This is a genomic window from Citrobacter sp. RHBSTW-00887 (assembly GCF_013728095.1).
Classification (GTDB): domain Bacteria; phylum Pseudomonadota; class Gammaproteobacteria; order Enterobacterales; family Enterobacteriaceae; genus Citrobacter; species Citrobacter braakii.
Genome location: NZ_CP056267.1, coordinates 542,909 through 558,298 on the forward strand (window position 1 = coordinate 542,909; position 15,390 = coordinate 558,298).

Sequence of the window (15,390 nt, forward strand, 5' to 3'; positions counted from 1 at the left end):
ATTTCACCGATAACCTCCGCATTTCTTGCACAATCTTCAACGTCACGCTGAGAATTGAGTATTATTGTGCCAAGTTGTCGTGAAGGAACCCTCTATGAAGCAAATCCGTATGCTGGCGCAATATTACGTCGACCTGATGATGAAATTGGGTCTGGTGCGCTTTTCGCTGTTATTGGCGCTGGCGCTGGTCGTGTTGGCGATTGTGGTGCAGATGGCTGTCACCATGGTGCTGCATGGCCAGGTAGAAAGCATTGATGTTATCCGCTCTATCTTTTTTGGTCTGTTAATTACCCCCTGGGCCGTCTATTTTCTGTCAGTGGTGGTGGAGCAACTGGAAGAGTCCCGGCAACGCTTGTCACGACTGGTACAAAAGCTGGAAGAGATGCGCGAGCGCGATCTCAAGCTCAATGTGCAGTTGAAAGATAATATTGCCCAGCTTAATCAGGAAATTGTTGAGCGCGAAAAAGCCGAAGCGGAGCGCCAGGATACGTTCGAGCAGTTGAAGGTTGAAATCAAAGAGCGCGAAGAAGCGCAGATTCAGCTTGAGCAGCAGTCTTCCTTTTTACGCTCTTTCCTTGATGCCTCGCCGGATCTGGTTTTTTATCGTAATGAAGATAAAGAATTTTCCGGCTGTAACCGTGCCATGGAACTGCTGACCGGCAAGAGCGAAAAGCAGTTGGTGAATTTAAAACCGGCTGATGTTTACTCCCCTGAGGCGGCAGAAAAGGTCATTGAAACCGACGAGAAGGTGTTCCGTCATAACGTCTCACTCACCTACGAACAGTGGCTGGACTATCCGGACGGGCGCAAAGCCTGCTTTGAAATTCGCAAAGTGCCTTACTATGACCGCGTAGGTAAGCGACATGGTCTGATGGGTTTTGGGCGCGATATTACCGAGCGTAAGCGTTATCAGGACGCGTTAGAGCGCGCCAGCCGCGATAAGACCACCTTCATTTCTACCATCAGCCACGAACTGCGCACCCCGCTTAACGGCATTGTCGGCTTAAGCCGGATCCTGCTGGATACGGATCTGACCGCTGAGCAGGAAAAATACCTGAAAACAATCCACGTCTCTGCCGTGACGCTGGGGAATATTTTCAACGATATTATCGACATGGATAAGATGGAGCGACGTAAAGTTCAGCTCGATAACCAGCCGATCGATTTCACCAGCTTTATGGCGGATCTGGAAAACCTCTCTGGCCTGCAGGCGCAGCAAAAAGGGCTGCGTTTTGTGCTTGAGCCGACGTTACCACTACCGCATAAGGTCATTACCGACGGCACGCGTTTGCGCCAGATTCTGTGGAATCTGATCAGCAACGCCGTGAAGTTTACCCAGCAGGGGCAGGTAACCGTGCGGGCGCGCTATGACCAGGGGAATATACTGCATTTCGAAGTTGAAGATTCCGGGATCGGTATTCCGCAGGATGAGCAAGATAAAATCTTCGCCATGTATTATCAGGTGAAGGACAGCAATGGCGGCAAACCGGCAACGGGAACCGGGATTGGACTGGCCGTATCGAAGCGTCTGGCGAAAAACATGGGCGGTGATATTACGGTCTCCAGCCAGGCTGGCAAAGGCTCCATCTTTACGCTGACCGTGCATGCGCCGGCGGTAGCGGAAGAGATTGAAGACGCCTTTGAAGACGACGACATGCCGCTGCCAGCCCTGAATGTGCTGCTGGTGGAAGATATCGAACTGAACGTTATTGTCGCGCGTTCAGTGCTGGAAAAACTGGGCAACAGCGTGGATGTCGCCATGACCGGGAAAGCCGCGCTGGAAATGTTCACGCCGGGCGAATATGACCTGGTGCTGCTGGATATTCAGCTACCGGATATGACCGGTCTGGATATCTCGCGCGAGCTGACGCAAAAATACGCCCGTGAGGACCTGCCGCCGCTGGTTGCGCTTACCGCCAACGTTCTGAAAGATAAAAAAGAGTATCTGGACGCGGGAATGGACGACGTGCTGAGTAAGCCGCTGTCGGTTCCGGCGTTAACCGCCATGATCAAAAAATACTGGGATACCCGAAACAAAGAGGAGAGCACTGTGACATCTGAAGAGAGCAGTAAATCGCAAGCGCTGTTAGATATTCCTATGTTGGAACAATACCTCGAGCTGGTGGGACCGAAGTTAATAACCGACGGGCTGGCGGTGTTTGAGAAGATGATGCCGGGATATTTGAGCGTGCTGGAGTCCAATCTGACCGCACGGGATAAAAAAGGCGTTGTTGAGGAAGGCCATAAAATTAAAGGCGCGGCAGGTTCCGTGGGGCTGCGCCACCTGCAACAGTTAGGTCAGCAAATCCAGTCGCCAGATCTTCCTGCCTGGGAAGATAATGTTGCTGAATGGATTGAAGAGATGAAGCAGGAGTGGCAGCACGACGTGGCGGTATTGAAGGCCTGGGTGGCGAGCGTGGAAAAAAAATGACCCCGGCTTGACCGGGGTGCGCGAATACTGCGCCAACACCAGGGAAATCGTGGCTGCGCCGTAAATTATTATCATTGTTTACAAGGGCGCAGCCCTAATTTTCAGGCCGCACGCAGTTAAGATAGCAAATCTTAAATAATTTGTTACATGAATCAGTTAAATGTGTGAAGCGTAGCATTTAAATCATAATAACTAATATGTTTCAGCCAGTTGAGAAAGGAGTATCACGATGAAAAAAGTGGGTGTAGTGCTCAGCGGATGCGGCGTGTATGACGGCGCAGAGATCCATGAAACTGTTCTCACGCTTCTGGCGATTGCCCGCAACGGCGCTCAGGCCGTCTGTTTCGCACCGGATAAACAACAAGCGGATGTGATTAATCATCTGACCGGCGAGCCGATGCAGGAAACGCGTAATGTGCTGATTGAAGCCGCCCGTATAACACGCGGTGATATTCGCCCACTTGCTCAGGCAGTCTCAACGGAACTGGATGCGTTGATCGTGCCAGGCGGGTTTGGCGCGGCCAAAAATCTGAGCAATTTTGCCAGCCAGGGCAGTGAGTGCCGAGTTGATAGCGACTTAGCTGCGCTGGCGGTGGCTATGCATCAGGCGGGTAAGCCGCTGGGATTTATGTGCATTGCGCCTGCCATGTTACCTAAAATTTTTGACTTTCCGCTGCGTCTGACCATCGGTACTGATATTGATACGGCAGAGGTGCTGGAAGAGATGGGCGCAGAACATGTGCCTTGTCCGGTTGATGACATTGTCGTTGATGAAGACAACAAAATCGTCACCACTCCCGCCTATATGCTGGCGCAGGACATCGCTCAGGCCGCGAGTGGTATCGATAAACTGGTATCACGTGTGCTGGTGCTGGCTGAATGAGAAAAGGAGTTACCGCCTTTCTGCGACGTATCTTTCTGCGGGCGGTCGTTGTCCTCGCCGTATTCTGGGGCGGGGGCATCGCACTTTTCAGCGTGATGCCAGTCCCTTTCTCTGCCGTGATGGTCGAGCGGCAACTGAGCGCATGGCTGTCCGGTGATTTCGGTTATGTGGCGCACTCAGACTGGGTGAGCATGGATGAGATCTCACCGTGGATGGGACTGGCGGTGATCGCCGCGGAGGACCAGAAGTTTCCCGAGCACTGGGGATTCGATGTTTCCGCCATAGAGAAAGCACTGGCGCACAACGAACGTAATGAAAACCGTATTCGCGGGGCGTCGACGTTATCGCAACAGACGGCAAAAAACCTCTTTCTGTGGGATGGACGTAGCTGGGTGCGTAAAGGTCTCGAAGCCGGGCTAACGCTGGGTATGGAAACCGTCTGGAGCAAGAAGCGTATTCTGACCGTTTACCTGAATATTGCTGAGTTTGGTGATGGGGTTTTCGGCGTGGAGGCAGCGGCGCAGCGCTATTTCCATAAGCCAGCCAGTCGGCTGAGTCTGTCTGAAGCGGCCTTGCTGGCGGCGGTATTACCCAATCCTTTGCGTTTTAAAGCGAATGCGCCTTCTGGTTATGTACGTAGCCGTCAGGCGTGGATTATGCGCCAAATGCGCCAGCTAGGCGGTGAGTCGTTTATGCGGGAAAATAAGCTGTATTAACGGGTTTATTGCCGGATGCGGATCCGGCCTACGGGAGTGTGACGTTGCCGTGTAGGCGTGATGAGCGCAGCGCTTCAGGTACTCGACTAATCTTCATCAAATCCTGAATTAAACAGGGCAATCACCGCTGCCAGGGCTTCCACTTCCTGTGGACCCGTGGCTTCAACTTCTATCTGACGCCCTTTGGCGGAATCCAGCATCAGCAGAGCGATAACACTGTTTGCCTCGGCTTCCGTTCCTTCATCATTACGCAGCAAAACTTCTGCTTCAAAACCCTGCATCAATTCAAACAGTTTCATGGCTGGGCGAGCATGCATACCCAGCTTATTCGTGATTTCAACGGTTTGCTTCACGGTCATGATTTACGTTTTTCCAGCGTACGATGGCGTGACTGTACGTTTTTACCGCGTGAGCGGAAGTAGTCTGCCAGCTGCTCTGCAATATACACCGAACGGTGTTTCCCGCCGGTACAGCCGATAGCTACGGTGAGGTAGCTGCGGTTGTTGGTCTCCAGCATGGGTAACCATAGCTCAAGATAGCTGCGAGTCTGGTAGATAAAATTGTGTACTTCTGTGTGCCTGTCAAGGAAGGCGGCGACGGGGCGGTCAAGACCGGTCATCGGGCGCAGCTTCGGATCCCAATGCGGGTTAGGCAGGAAACGCACGTCAAAGACGTAATCCGCGTCAATTGGGATACCGTGTTTGAAACCAAAGGATTCGAATACCATCGTCAATTCGCGTTCACGCTTGCCCAGCAGGCGGGTACGCAACATTTCCGCCAGTTCGTGCACGGACATTTCGGAGGTATCCACGATTAGGTCAGCACGAGAGCGCAGAGGCTCCAGCAAATCGCTTTCCTTATCGATAGCGCTCTCCAGAGATAAGTTCTTGCTGGAAAGAGGATGCAGGCGACGCGTGTCGCTGTAGCGGCGAATCAGGGTGTTACGATCGGCGTCAAGGAACAGCAACTGTGGTGAGAAGCCTTCAGGCAGATTGTTCATTGCCTGCTCGAAAATCTCTGGGGACTCAGGCATGTTGCGCACATCAATGCTGACGGCCGCAGAAATCTGGCGATCGGCCAGAGTACGAGCCAGATCGGGCAACAGCACTACGGGAAGGTTATCCACGCAGTAAAAACCCATATCTTCCAGCGCTCGCAGGGCGACAGATTTTCCTGACCCCGAACGACCGCTGACGATCATCAGTACCATGTACTGTTTCTCCTCACAACGACAAAAAAGGATGCCATTGGGTTGTTATGCTTCATCCAGTCCACCTTCGGTGTCCGTGATGATTTGATACAACTCCTGGTCACTCTGTGCTGCGCGCAGGCGGCGGCAGATGGTTTTATCGGCCAGACGTTTGGCGACCAGCGACAACGTATGCAAATGCGTCTTGGTTTGGTCTGCCGGAACCAGCAGGGCGAAAAGCAGATCGACGGGTTGATTATCAATGGCGTCGAAAGCAATTGGCGTTTCAAGTTGCACAAACACGCCAACTGCGCGCATCGTGTCTTCTTCCAGCTTTCCGTGCGGGATAGCAATTCCATTACCGATGCCGGTACTGCCCATTTTTTCACGCGTCAGAATGGCTTCAAATACCACCTGAGAGGGCAAGCTGAGCTGTTTTGCCGCCAGTTCGCTGATGATTTCCAGCGCGCGTTTCTTGCTTTGGCAGTGAACGCCAGCGCGTGTACATTCCTGGTTAAGAACATTGCTCAGTTGTAGAGTCGTATCGTTATTTGTCATAATTTCACCTAAGCGCTAACTGTACAAATGGCCCGTTGTGCGACACAACAGGCCGTCCTGCACCCGCTAACTGCCCGGACAAGTTAGTGCTGTTTCAGTTTATCTTTATGTTTTGTTAACTGCCGAGCCAGTTTATCAATTAAACCGTCAATGGCGGCGTACATATCCTGACCTTCCGCGCTGGCATGAATTTCGCCACCGTTCACATGCAGTGTTGCATCCGAGATATGTGTCACCTTCTCCACTTTCAACACAATATAGACCTGATTAATCCGGTCGAAATATTGTTCTAGCTTGGCGAATTTTGTATTAACAAAATCGCGTAAGGCTTCAGTGATTTCGACGTTGTTTCCAGTGATGTTGAGCTGCATAGTGTCTTCCTTATCGGTTGGGTCAGACCAGCTGTTTGCGCTGGTTCGACGGCGGAATGGATAAAGACTCTCGGTACTTCGCAACAGTGCGGCGTGCCACCATGATACCCTGTTCTGACAGCATAGAGGTTAACTTGCTGTCACTCAGCGGTTTCGCGGGGTTTTCCGCAGCAATTAATTTCTTCACCAGTGCACGGATAGCTGTGGATGAGGCTTCGCCTCCGCCTTCAGTGTTAACGTGACTGGAAAAGAAATACTTCAATTCAAAAATGCCGCGCGGACTGTGCAGATACTTTTGCGTGGTCACTCGGGAAATGGTCGATTCGTGCATCTCGACGGCCTGGGCGATATCCGCCAGCACCATCGGTTTCATAAACTCTTCGCCTTGATCAAAGAAGGCTTGCTGCTGTTCAACGATACAGCGACTGACGCGCAGCAGCGTATCATTGCGACTTTCCAGGCTTTTAATCAGCCACTTTGCATCCTGCAGATTGCTACGAATAAACTGGCTGTCAGCGTCGTTGCGCGCGCTGTTGCACATGGCGGCGTAGTGCTGGTTAATCTGCAGCCGTGGAATGCTGTCGCCGTTGAGTTCGACCACCCAGCGATCGTTATGCTTACGCACCAGTACATCCGGAATAACGTATTCTGGCTCCCCTGTCTGGATAGACTGCCCAGGTCTGGGGTCCAGGGACTGAATAAGATTGACGGCTTCTTTCAGCACATCTTCTTTCAGCCGGGTTACGCGCATCAGCGTGCGGAAGTCATGGTTGGCTAACAGATCGAGGTGATCGCTGATGATCAGGCGCGCTTCTTCCAGCCACGGCGTGGCTTTATCAAACTGTGAAAGTTGGATCAATAAGCAGTCGCGGAGATCTTTGGCCGCCACGCCCACGGGATCAAAACGCTGAATGCGTTTAAGCACGGCTTCGATTTCGTCCATGCCGACGTCGTCATCGCCCATGCTTTCGAGAATATCGTCCAGGGTTACGGTGAGATAACCGGTTTCGTCTACCGCATCAACAATGGATGTCGCAATTGCGCGATCGGTATCCGAGAACGGGGTCAGCTCCACTTGCCACATCAGGTAATCCTGCAGCGATTGCGTGGTCTCACCCTGATACACAGGCAGTTCGTCGTCGATGTAATCCCCGCTGGTGCCAGAAGGCGTACCGGCGGTGTAAATTTCATCCCAACTGGCGTCAAGCGGCAGCTCCTCTGGCATCTCTTTTTGTTCGAGAGCATCTGCGGTGTCGAGGGATTCGCTGTCCTGTTTTTCCTGGGTATCAATTTCGTCGTGAAGATCGGTTTGCTCGAGCAGTGGATTACTTTCCAGCGCTTGCTGAAGTTCTTGCTGAAGTTCCAGCGTGGACAGCTGCAACAGACGGATAGCCTGTTGTAGCTGAGGCGTCATCGCCAGTTGTTGGCTAAGCCTGAGTTGCAAACCTTGCTTCATGTTCAGAGTTGTTCTCTCCTGCGGTGACGTGAAGTCTTCTACCCTATCAGAGTCTGAAGTCTTCCCCAAGGTATACGCGTTTAACGTGCTCATCCTGCAGTATTTCTGTTGGCGTGCCATGCGCGATCAGGTGGCCCTGACTCACGATGTAGGCGCGCTCACACACTGCCAGCGTTTCGCGAACGTTATGGTCGGTAATCAGCACCCCAAGCCCGCTGTCGCGCAGGTGTTCGATGATCCGTTTGATATCAATAACGGAAATCGGGTCAACACCGGCAAACGGTTCATCCAGCAGGATAAATTTCGGATTCGCGGCCAGTGCGCGGGCGATCTCCACGCGGCGTCGTTCACCACCGGAGAGCGACTGTCCCATGCTGTCACGCAGGTGTTCGATGTGGAACTCTTCCATCAGCTCGTTGGCACGATCTTCCCGCTGCTCGCTGGTAAGATCGTCACGAATTTGCAGCACCGCCATCAGGTTATCAAACACGCTCAGGCGACGGAAAATAGACGCTTCCTGCGGCAAGTAGCCGATGCCGCGACGCGCGCGCGCATGCAGAGGCAGCAGGCTGATGTCTTCGTCATCAATGATAATGTTGCCCGCATCACGTGGGACAATGCCGACCACCATGTAAAAGGTCGTTGTCTTACCCGCACCGTTAGGACCGAGCAGACCGACGATCTCCCCGGAGTTGACGGTCAGACTGACATCTTCCACCACACGGCGGCCCTTATAGGCTTTTGCAAGGTTCTTTGCAGTTAATGTTGCCATAACGAATCAGTTACCTTTTTTCTCTGCCGGAGCCTTGTTTTTGTCCTGCAACTGCGACGGTACCAGAACGGTGGTGACGCGTTTGCCTTTATCGCTGAAGGCCTGCATTTTCTGCTCTTTCACCAGATAGGTGATCTTATCGCCTGTGATGTTGCTATCGAGCTGTTCCAGGTAAGCTTTACCGGTGAGAACGACGAAGTCTTTCGCCAGTTCATAATGCATGTGTGAGGCGTGGCCTTTAACCGGTTTACCGTTGTCCTGCATCTGGTAAAAGGTTGCAGGATTACCGTAGCCATCAATGACTTCTTTACCGTCTTCACCGCCAGGGCGGGTTACGACGACTTTATCGGCGTTAATTTTGATGGTGCCCTGAGTCACAATCACATTGCCAGTAAAGGTCACCACGTTGCCTTGCATATCAAGAGACTGCTGGTCCGACTCAATGTGAATCGGCTGCTCGGTATCGCCGGTGACGGCGAATGCCGGGATGCTGGCGGCCAGAAGTGAGCTGGCAAGCACAAGATTAAGGCTGAGTTTGTTTGTTTTGGATTTCATATGAGGTTCTAACCTTTTCAATCAGCTCGGCGTTCTTGCTGCGTAAGTTGCCGCGCATCTTCAGTCCGCTGGAGTTAAATGTTGTGCCATATAACGTGACGAGATCATCGGAAGTGACGTCTTGTGTCACCAGGTTAATCTGTGCGTTATCGGTCGTCATTCTGCGTAGTTGAGAGTCGGGCACCAGGGCGTTGACCTCAACATGGCCGTACAGATATAGCATCCGATCGTTGGTCAATTTTGCTTTATCAGCCTTGATCGTCCAGGTCGGTACTTTATCCTTATCAAATGTGGTTAATACCGGTTGAGTAAACCACGAAACCGCTTGTTCCGAATAATATTCAACGTTTTGCGCGATCAAGTGATAGCTCAGTGCGCCTTCGGGACTATACACAACGGTATCAGTATGTTCGCTCTTATAGGTTGGCTCGTTGTTATTTACGACGACCTCAGCGGTGTCGTCTTTGTCTGCCAGATTAATACCAATCATCACAAGGACAGCCAGCGACAGTAGAATGATAACCCAACGTCTGGTTTTGCTCATATCGATTGCCCTTTGGCCTCGTCCAGTTTGCCCTGCGCCAGGAGTAATAAATCGCAGACTTCGCGGACCGCGCCGCGTCCCCCATCGATGCGGGTGACATAATCAGCCCGCGGGATCAGCAAAGGATGAGCATCCGCCACCGCCACGCTTAATCCCACTTGTGCCATCACCGGCCAGTCGATCAGATCATCGCCAACGTACGCAACATTTTCAGGAGCGATCGCCAGTTTGCTAAGGAGATCGTTAAAGGCGACCAGTTTGTCTGACTGCCCCTGATACAAATGCGTGATCCCCAATGTGGCACAGCGATCTTCTACAAGTTTAGCCTTTCGTCCGGTAATAATGGCAACCTCGATACCGGAAGTGAGCGCACAGCGAATTCCGTAACCATCGCGGACGTTAAAAGCCTTCAGCTCTTCACCGTTGTTGCCCATATAAATCAGACCATCAGACAGTACGCCATCCACATCCAGGATCAGCAAACGGATGTTCTCTGCCCGGGTGATAACGTCTGTGCTGACGGGTCCATAACAGGTCGCAAGCGACGCACCTGCTTTACTCATTTTCTTTATCCTTGAGTTTCTTACACTACACCTGCACGCAGCAGATCATGCATATGTAACACACCAAGTAACCGGTCGCCATCAGCAACCATAACCGAGGTGATATGGCGGGACTGCATTAAGTTCAGGGCATCGACGGCAAGAATGCCCGGACGCACGCGAATGCCGCCAGGGGTCATCACATCGGCAATGCCTAACTGGCGAACATCAACGCCCATATCGAAGACGCGACGTAAATCGCCATCGGTGAAAATACCGTCAATCTTCATGTCATCATCGCAAATGACGGTCATGCCGAGATTTTTACGCGTGATCTCAAGTAAGGCGTCACGCAGGCTGGCGCTTTTAGTCACATGCGGGATCTCATCGCCCGTATGCATAATATCGTTAACGCGCAGTAAAAGCTTACGGCCTAGTGCGCCACCGGGATGAGATAACGCAAAATCTTCCGCGGTAAAGCCACGCGCTTTTAATAATGCCACGGCTAGCGCATCGCCCATCACCAGCGTTGCGGTCGTGCTGCTGGTCGGCGCCAGGCCTAACGGGCAAGCTTCCTTAGGCACTTTAACACACAGATGCACATCTGCCGCACGCGCCATGCTGCTTTCCGGACGACCGGTCATGCAGATAAGCGGTACATGAAGACGTTTTAACACCGGGATTAACGCCGCTATCTCATTGGATTCACCGGAGTTAGAGATGGCGATGACTACATCCTGCGGCGAGACCATGCCCAGATCGCCATGTGCGGCTTCGCCTGGATGCACGAAAAATGAGGGGGTGCCGGTGCTGGCAAATGTGGCCGCCATTTTCCGCCCGATATGTCCAGATTTCCCCATCCCCATCACTACAACTTTGCCCGGGCAGCTGAATATTTTCTCGCAGGCGAGAGTAAAATTTTGGTTGATGTACTGATCAAGCTCCGCCAGGCCTTCACGTTCAATTGCCAGGACTTCCTTGCCTGCTTGCTGAAAGTCAAAACCCGGTTGCAACTCTAAGTGCGACATAATGCGTTTCCAGTTATCCAACGAGAAGTGGCGATAACCAATACAGCATCGCCAGCCATATGATAAAACCGCCGGTCAGCAGCGCACCCGCGCCGCGACCAATCTGGCGCGGACGTCGCCAGCAGAGTAGTGCAAAAATTACGCTCACCAGCAGCATGACGCTATAGTCACGGGTGAAGGCCATCGGATTAACTTCCCCCGGCGTAATCAGCGCCGGCAGTCCGAGGACGATAACAATATTAAAAATGTTCGCGCCGATGATGTTGCCGACGGCAATATCGTTTTCGCCTTTACGCAGACCCGCAATTGCCGTTGCCAGCTCCGGCAGGCTGGTACCAATGGCGACAACCGTCAGCCCGATGGTGAGTTCGCTCATGGCGAAGTAGTTCGCCAGTACGGTTGCGTTATCTACCACCATACGCGTTGCCATTGGCATAATAATTAGCGCAATACCCAACCACAAAAACGCGACCGGTAACCCGCCTTCGCGCGGCAGTTCCGCGATCTGCTCGCGGGTCAGGCTGTCGTTACCTTGTCGCTCAGCCAGACGGGCGATTTTAACAATGAATAACAGCCATAGCACGGCCAGAAGCAGAAGAAAGAAACCATCGCTGCGACTCAATTGCCCGTCATACAGGACCGATGCGGCTAAGATGCTTACCAGCAACATTAGCGGTAATTCACGACGCAGAACATCAGAATGCACGGTAAAAGGATGAATCAGTGCCGACAGGCCTAAAATAAGCAGTATGTTGGTAATGTTAGAGCCGATGGCGGTACCGACGGCTAAATCAAGCTGCCCGTTCATCGATGCGGCAACGGAGACAATTATCTCGGGTAACGATGTACCAATGCTGACCACGGTCATCCCGATGATAATGGGGGGAATACCGAAGTTTCGACATAAAATGGATGCGGCAAATACCAGTCGGTCGGCACCGTAGACCACCAGAAGTAAACCAATTATTAACAGCGCCGTCGCTAAAAGCATCTAAAGTCCTTTCTTCAGGTATACTCGCCGGTCCACTTGAAGGATTTCTGGAAGCCGTCACGAATTCTTAATTTTGACTTTATGCGGCTAAAAAGTAAAACAAATGCCAGCTTTCGCTAACCAGGACAGGTAATAATCTGTAAATATGTTGGGTTCAGGGCTAAATTGAGCGCCAAACTCTTCGATCAACGAGGCAATAGTAAAGGATGAATCAATGGGTCAGTCTGTGGCGAATCTAATCGATATGCGCGATGTCAGCTTTTCCCGAGGCGACCGCTGCATCTTTGATAATATTTCCCTGACGGTGCCGCGTGGTAAGGTGACGGCGATCATGGGGCCATCAGGCATCGGCAAAACTACGCTGTTGCGTCTGATCGGCGGACAAATCTCCCCCGATAAGGGCGAGATCCTGTTTGACGGCGAAAATGTCCCGGCCATGTCCCGTTCGCGTTTATTTACCGTGCGTAAGCGCATGAGCATGCTATTCCAGTCTGGTGCGCTGTTTACTGATATGAATGTGTTTGACAACGTTGCATACCCGTTGCGCGAGCATACAACGCTGCCTGCGCCGCTGCTGAAAAGCACGGTAATGATGAAGCTCGAGGCCGTTGGTCTGCGGGGCGCGGCAAAATTAATGCCTTCTGAATTATCCGGTGGGATGGCGCGTCGTGCCGCGTTAGCACGTGCTATCGCGCTGGAGCCAGACCTTATTATGTTTGATGAGCCGTTCGTCGGCCAGGATCCCATCACCATGGGCGTGCTGGTGAAGCTGATTTCTGAACTGAACAGCGCACTGGGCGTCACCTGCGTGGTGGTTTCCCATGATGTGCCAGAAGTGCTGAGTATTGCGGATTACGCCTATATTATGGCGGACAAAAAAATAGTGGCCTACGGTAGTGCTCAGGCGCTGCAAGAAAATGCCGATCCGCGTGTGCGTCAGTTCCTCGATGGCATTGCCGATGGACCGGTTCCGTTCCGTTACCCGGCGGGCGACTACCACATCGATTTACTCAAAACAGGGAGTTAAGCCACCCATGTTGTTAAATGCGCTGGCATCACTCGGACATCGGGGAATAAAAACCCTCAGGACGTTCGGGCGAGCCGGATTAATGTTGTTCAATGCAGTTGTCGGCAAGCCGGAGTTTCGCAAACATGCGCCGCTGCTGATACGCCAGCTCTATAATGTCGGTGTCTTATCGATGCTGATCATTATTGTTTCTGGCGTGTTCATCGGCATGGTGCTGGGGTTGCAGGGATACCTGGTGCTGACGACCTACAGTGCGGAAACCAGCCTCGGTATGCTGGTGGCGCTGTCATTGCTACGTGAGCTGGGGCCGGTGGTTGCGGCGCTGTTGTTTGCCGGGCGGGCCGGATCGGCCTTAACCGCAGAGATTGGCCTGATGCGGGCGACCGAGCAGCTTTCCAGCCTGGAAATGATGGCCGTCGATCCACTGCGCCGAGTGATCTCCCCGCGTTTTTGGGCCGGTGTTATTTCATTGCCGCTGCTGACGATTATATTTGTCGCGGTGGGGATCTGGGGTGGGTCGTTGGTTGGCGTAAGCTGGAAAGGTATTGATGCAGGCTTTTTCTGGTCGGCTATGCAAAATGCCGTCGACTGGCGTCTGGATCTGGTCAACTGCCTGATTAAGAGCGTGGTGTTTGCCATTACGGTCACCTGGATTGCATTGTTCAATGGTTATGATGCTATCCCGACCTCTGCCGGGATTAGCCGGGCAACGACACGCACCGTAGTGCACGCCTCTCTTGCCGTTCTGGGGCTGGATTTTGTGCTGACCGCACTGATGTTTGGGAATTGAGTTCATGCAAACGAAAAAAAATGAAATTTGGGTCGGGTTATTCCTGCTGGTTGCGCTGCTGGCCGCGCTGTTTGTCTGCCTGAAGGCGGCGAACGTCACCTCAATGCGTACTGAACCGACTTATACGATTTATGCGACCTTTGATAATATCGGCGGTCTGAGAGAGCGCTCTCCGGTGCGGATTGGCGGGGTCGTGGTAGGACGCGTATCGGACATCTCGTTAGATCAGAAAACGTACCTGCCGCGCGTGACGCTGGAAATTGAATCGCGTTTTAACCATATTCCTGACACCAGTTCTCTGAGCATCCGTACTTCCGGTCTGTTGGGCGAACAGTATCTGGCATTGAACGTAGGTTTTGAAGATCCTGAGCTGGGAACGTCTATCCTCAAAGATGGCGGTACGATTCAGGACACGAAATCTGCGATGGTGCTGGAAGATATGATTGGTCAGTTCCTTTACAACAGCAACAGTAAAGGTGATGACAATAAGAATTCTGGCGATGCGCCAGCCGCAACTGAAGGCAATAATGAAGCCACTACGCCTGCGGGCGCAACGAAATAATCTCAGGAGAATCGACGTATGTTTAAACGATTGATGATGGTGGCTATGCTGGTGATTGCTCCACTTAGCGCGGCAACCGCAGCGGACCAGACGAACCCGTACAAACTGATGGATGAGGCGGCGCAGAAGACGTTTGACCGTCTGAAGAACGAGCAACCTAAAATCCGTTCCAACCCGGATTACCTGCGTCAGGTGGTCGATCAGGAACTGCTGCCTTACGTGCAGGTTAAGTATGCAGGTGCACTGGTACTGGGCCGCTACTACAAAGATGCGACACCGGCTCAGCGTGACGCCTATTTCGCCGCATTCCGTGAATATCTGAAGCAGGCGTACGGTCAGGCGCTGGCGATGTACCACGGCCAGACCTATCAGATTGCCCCTGAGCAGCCGCTGGGTGATGCGACCATCGTGCCTATCCGCGTAACAATCATCGATCCAAACGGTCGTCCTCCGGTACGTCTGGATTTCCAGTGGCGTAAAAATTCCCAGACGGGTAACTGGCAGGCGTATGACATGATTGCTGAAGGCGTAAGTATGATCACCACCAAACAGAATGAGTGGAGCGACCTGCTGCGTACGAAAGGTATTGATGGCCTGACGGCACAGCTGAAATCTATTTCTCAGCAGAAAATCACGCTGGAAGAGAAAAAATAATGACGCAGTCACTCACCTGGATGCGTGAAGGCGACAAGCTGGTGCTGGTGGGAGAGCTGGATCAGGACGTGTTAAACCCATTATGGGATGCGCGAGTTGAGGCGATGAAAGGGGTATCCTGCATCGACCTGAACCAGATTTCCCGGGTGGATACCGGTGGTCTGGCATTACTGCTGCACCTGATTAATGAGGGCAAGCAGCAGGGGAACAGCGTTTCGCTCGCTGGCGTGAACGATAAAGTGTACACGCTGGCGCAGCTTTACAATTTGCCTGACGACGTTCTTCCTCGTTAATTTTTGTAAGCCGGATAAGGTCTTGTGC

At 52.5% G+C, this 15,390-nt stretch carries 19 protein-coding genes; 8 read left to right on the forward strand and 11 right to left on the reverse strand.

The window, feature by feature from the left end:
- The first annotated feature begins 94 nt into the window (after positions 1-94).
- The 3 genes from arcB (at position 95) to mtgA (ending at position 4,030) form a co-directional block, all read left to right on the forward strand.
- Complete coding sequence (gene arcB / locus HV314_RS02590) at positions 95-2,431, forward strand: aerobic respiration two-component sensor histidine kinase ArcB (protein WP_016154693.1); 2,337 nt, start codon at positions 95-97, stop codon at positions 2,429-2,431.
- Positions 2,432-2,660: 229 nt separating this feature from the next.
- The gene (elbB, locus tag HV314_RS02595; protein WP_016154692.1) at positions 2,661-3,314 is read left to right on the forward strand and encodes an isoprenoid biosynthesis glyoxalase ElbB; all 654 of its coding nucleotides are present in this window, start codon (positions 2,661-2,663) and stop codon (positions 3,312-3,314) included.
- The gene (gene mtgA, locus HV314_RS02600) at positions 3,311-4,030 is read left to right on the forward strand and encodes a monofunctional biosynthetic peptidoglycan transglycosylase (protein ID WP_016157575.1); all 720 of its coding nucleotides are present in this window, start codon (positions 3,311-3,313) and stop codon (positions 4,028-4,030) included. The genes elbB and mtgA overlap by 4 nt, the downstream gene beginning before the upstream one ends.
- A gap of 86 nt (positions 4,031-4,116) precedes the next feature.
- On the opposite strand, the gene npr is transcribed toward mtgA, so the two are convergent.
- The 11 genes from npr to HV314_RS02655 form a co-directional block, all read right to left on the reverse strand.
- Positions 4,117-4,389, reverse strand: a complete 273-nt coding sequence (gene npr / locus HV314_RS02605; RefSeq protein WP_003828770.1) for a PTS phosphocarrier protein NPr — start codon at positions 4,387-4,389, stop codon at positions 4,117-4,119.
- Complete coding sequence (gene rapZ / locus HV314_RS02610) at positions 4,386-5,240, reverse strand: RNase adapter RapZ (RefSeq protein ID WP_003025085.1); 855 nt, start codon at positions 5,238-5,240, stop codon at positions 4,386-4,388. Before rapZ ends, npr begins: the two co-directional genes overlap by 4 nt.
- A gap of 45 nt (positions 5,241-5,285) precedes the next feature.
- Positions 5,286-5,777: a PTS IIA-like nitrogen regulatory protein PtsN gene (gene ptsN / locus HV314_RS02615; protein WP_016154690.1), complete on the reverse strand. Its 492-nt coding sequence runs from the start codon at positions 5,775-5,777 to the stop codon at positions 5,286-5,288.
- An 83-nt stretch (positions 5,778-5,860) separates the two neighbouring features.
- Positions 5,861-6,148 (reverse strand): ribosome hibernation promoting factor, encoded by a 288-nt coding sequence (gene hpf / locus HV314_RS02620; protein ID WP_003025078.1) that lies wholly within the window; start codon positions 6,146-6,148, stop codon positions 5,861-5,863.
- Positions 6,149-6,170: 22 nt separating this feature from the next.
- The gene (gene rpoN, locus HV314_RS02625; RefSeq protein ID WP_016154689.1) at positions 6,171-7,604 is read right to left on the reverse strand and encodes an RNA polymerase factor sigma-54; all 1,434 of its coding nucleotides are present in this window, start codon (positions 7,602-7,604) and stop codon (positions 6,171-6,173) included.
- Positions 7,605-7,650: 46 nt separating this feature from the next.
- The gene (gene lptB / locus HV314_RS02630) at positions 7,651-8,376 is read right to left on the reverse strand and encodes an LPS export ABC transporter ATP-binding protein (RefSeq protein ID WP_003025073.1); all 726 of its coding nucleotides are present in this window, start codon (positions 8,374-8,376) and stop codon (positions 7,651-7,653) included.
- A 6-nt stretch (positions 8,377-8,382) separates the two neighbouring features.
- Entirely contained in the window at positions 8,383-8,931 is a 549-nt protein-coding gene (gene lptA, locus HV314_RS02635) for a lipopolysaccharide ABC transporter substrate-binding protein LptA (protein ID WP_047358523.1), read from the reverse strand.
- Entirely contained in the window at positions 8,900-9,475 is a 576-nt protein-coding gene (lptC, locus tag HV314_RS02640) for an LPS export ABC transporter periplasmic protein LptC (RefSeq protein ID WP_047358522.1), read from the reverse strand. Before lptC ends, lptA begins: the two co-directional genes overlap by 32 nt.
- Positions 9,472-10,038 (reverse strand): 3-deoxy-manno-octulosonate-8-phosphatase KdsC, encoded by a 567-nt coding sequence (gene kdsC, locus HV314_RS02645; RefSeq protein WP_046276014.1) that lies wholly within the window; start codon positions 10,036-10,038, stop codon positions 9,472-9,474. Before kdsC ends, lptC begins: the two co-directional genes overlap by 4 nt.
- A 20-nt stretch (positions 10,039-10,058) precedes the next feature.
- Positions 10,059-11,045, reverse strand: a complete 987-nt coding sequence (kdsD, locus tag HV314_RS02650; protein ID WP_016154685.1) for an arabinose-5-phosphate isomerase KdsD — start codon at positions 11,043-11,045, stop codon at positions 10,059-10,061.
- Between the two features lie 13 nt (positions 11,046-11,058).
- Positions 11,059-12,036 carry a calcium/sodium antiporter gene (locus tag HV314_RS02655; protein WP_016154684.1) on the reverse strand — a complete coding sequence of 326 codons (978 nt, stop codon included), beginning with the start codon at positions 12,034-12,036 and terminating at the stop codon, positions 11,059-11,061.
- 214 nt (positions 12,037-12,250) lie between these two features.
- Between HV314_RS02655 and mlaF the strand changes: the two genes are divergently transcribed.
- Genes mlaF through mlaB form a run of 5 tightly spaced genes read left to right on the forward strand, consistent with a single transcriptional unit; the run spans position 12,251 to position 15,362 of the window.
- Positions 12,251-13,063: a phospholipid ABC transporter ATP-binding protein MlaF gene (mlaF, locus tag HV314_RS02660; RefSeq protein ID WP_016154683.1), complete on the forward strand. Its 813-nt coding sequence runs from the start codon at positions 12,251-12,253 to the stop codon at positions 13,061-13,063.
- Between the two features lie 7 nt (positions 13,064-13,070).
- On the forward strand, positions 13,071-13,853 hold the full coding sequence (mlaE, locus tag HV314_RS02665; protein WP_003025053.1) for a lipid asymmetry maintenance ABC transporter permease subunit MlaE: 783 nt from the start codon (positions 13,071-13,073) through the stop codon (positions 13,851-13,853).
- Positions 13,854-13,857: 4 nt separating this feature from the next.
- On the forward strand, positions 13,858-14,415 hold the full coding sequence (gene mlaD, locus HV314_RS02670) for an outer membrane lipid asymmetry maintenance protein MlaD (protein WP_016154682.1): 558 nt from the start codon (positions 13,858-13,860) through the stop codon (positions 14,413-14,415).
- Positions 14,416-14,433: 18 nt separating this feature from the next.
- A complete protein-coding gene (gene mlaC, locus HV314_RS02675; RefSeq protein WP_016154681.1) occupies positions 14,434-15,069 on the forward strand; it encodes a phospholipid-binding protein MlaC in 636 nt (211 codons plus the stop codon).
- Positions 15,069-15,362, forward strand: a complete 294-nt coding sequence (gene mlaB, locus HV314_RS02680) for a lipid asymmetry maintenance protein MlaB (protein WP_016154680.1) — start codon at positions 15,069-15,071, stop codon at positions 15,360-15,362. The genes mlaC and mlaB overlap by 1 nt, the downstream gene beginning before the upstream one ends.
- Positions 15,363-15,390 lie beyond the last annotated feature (28 nt).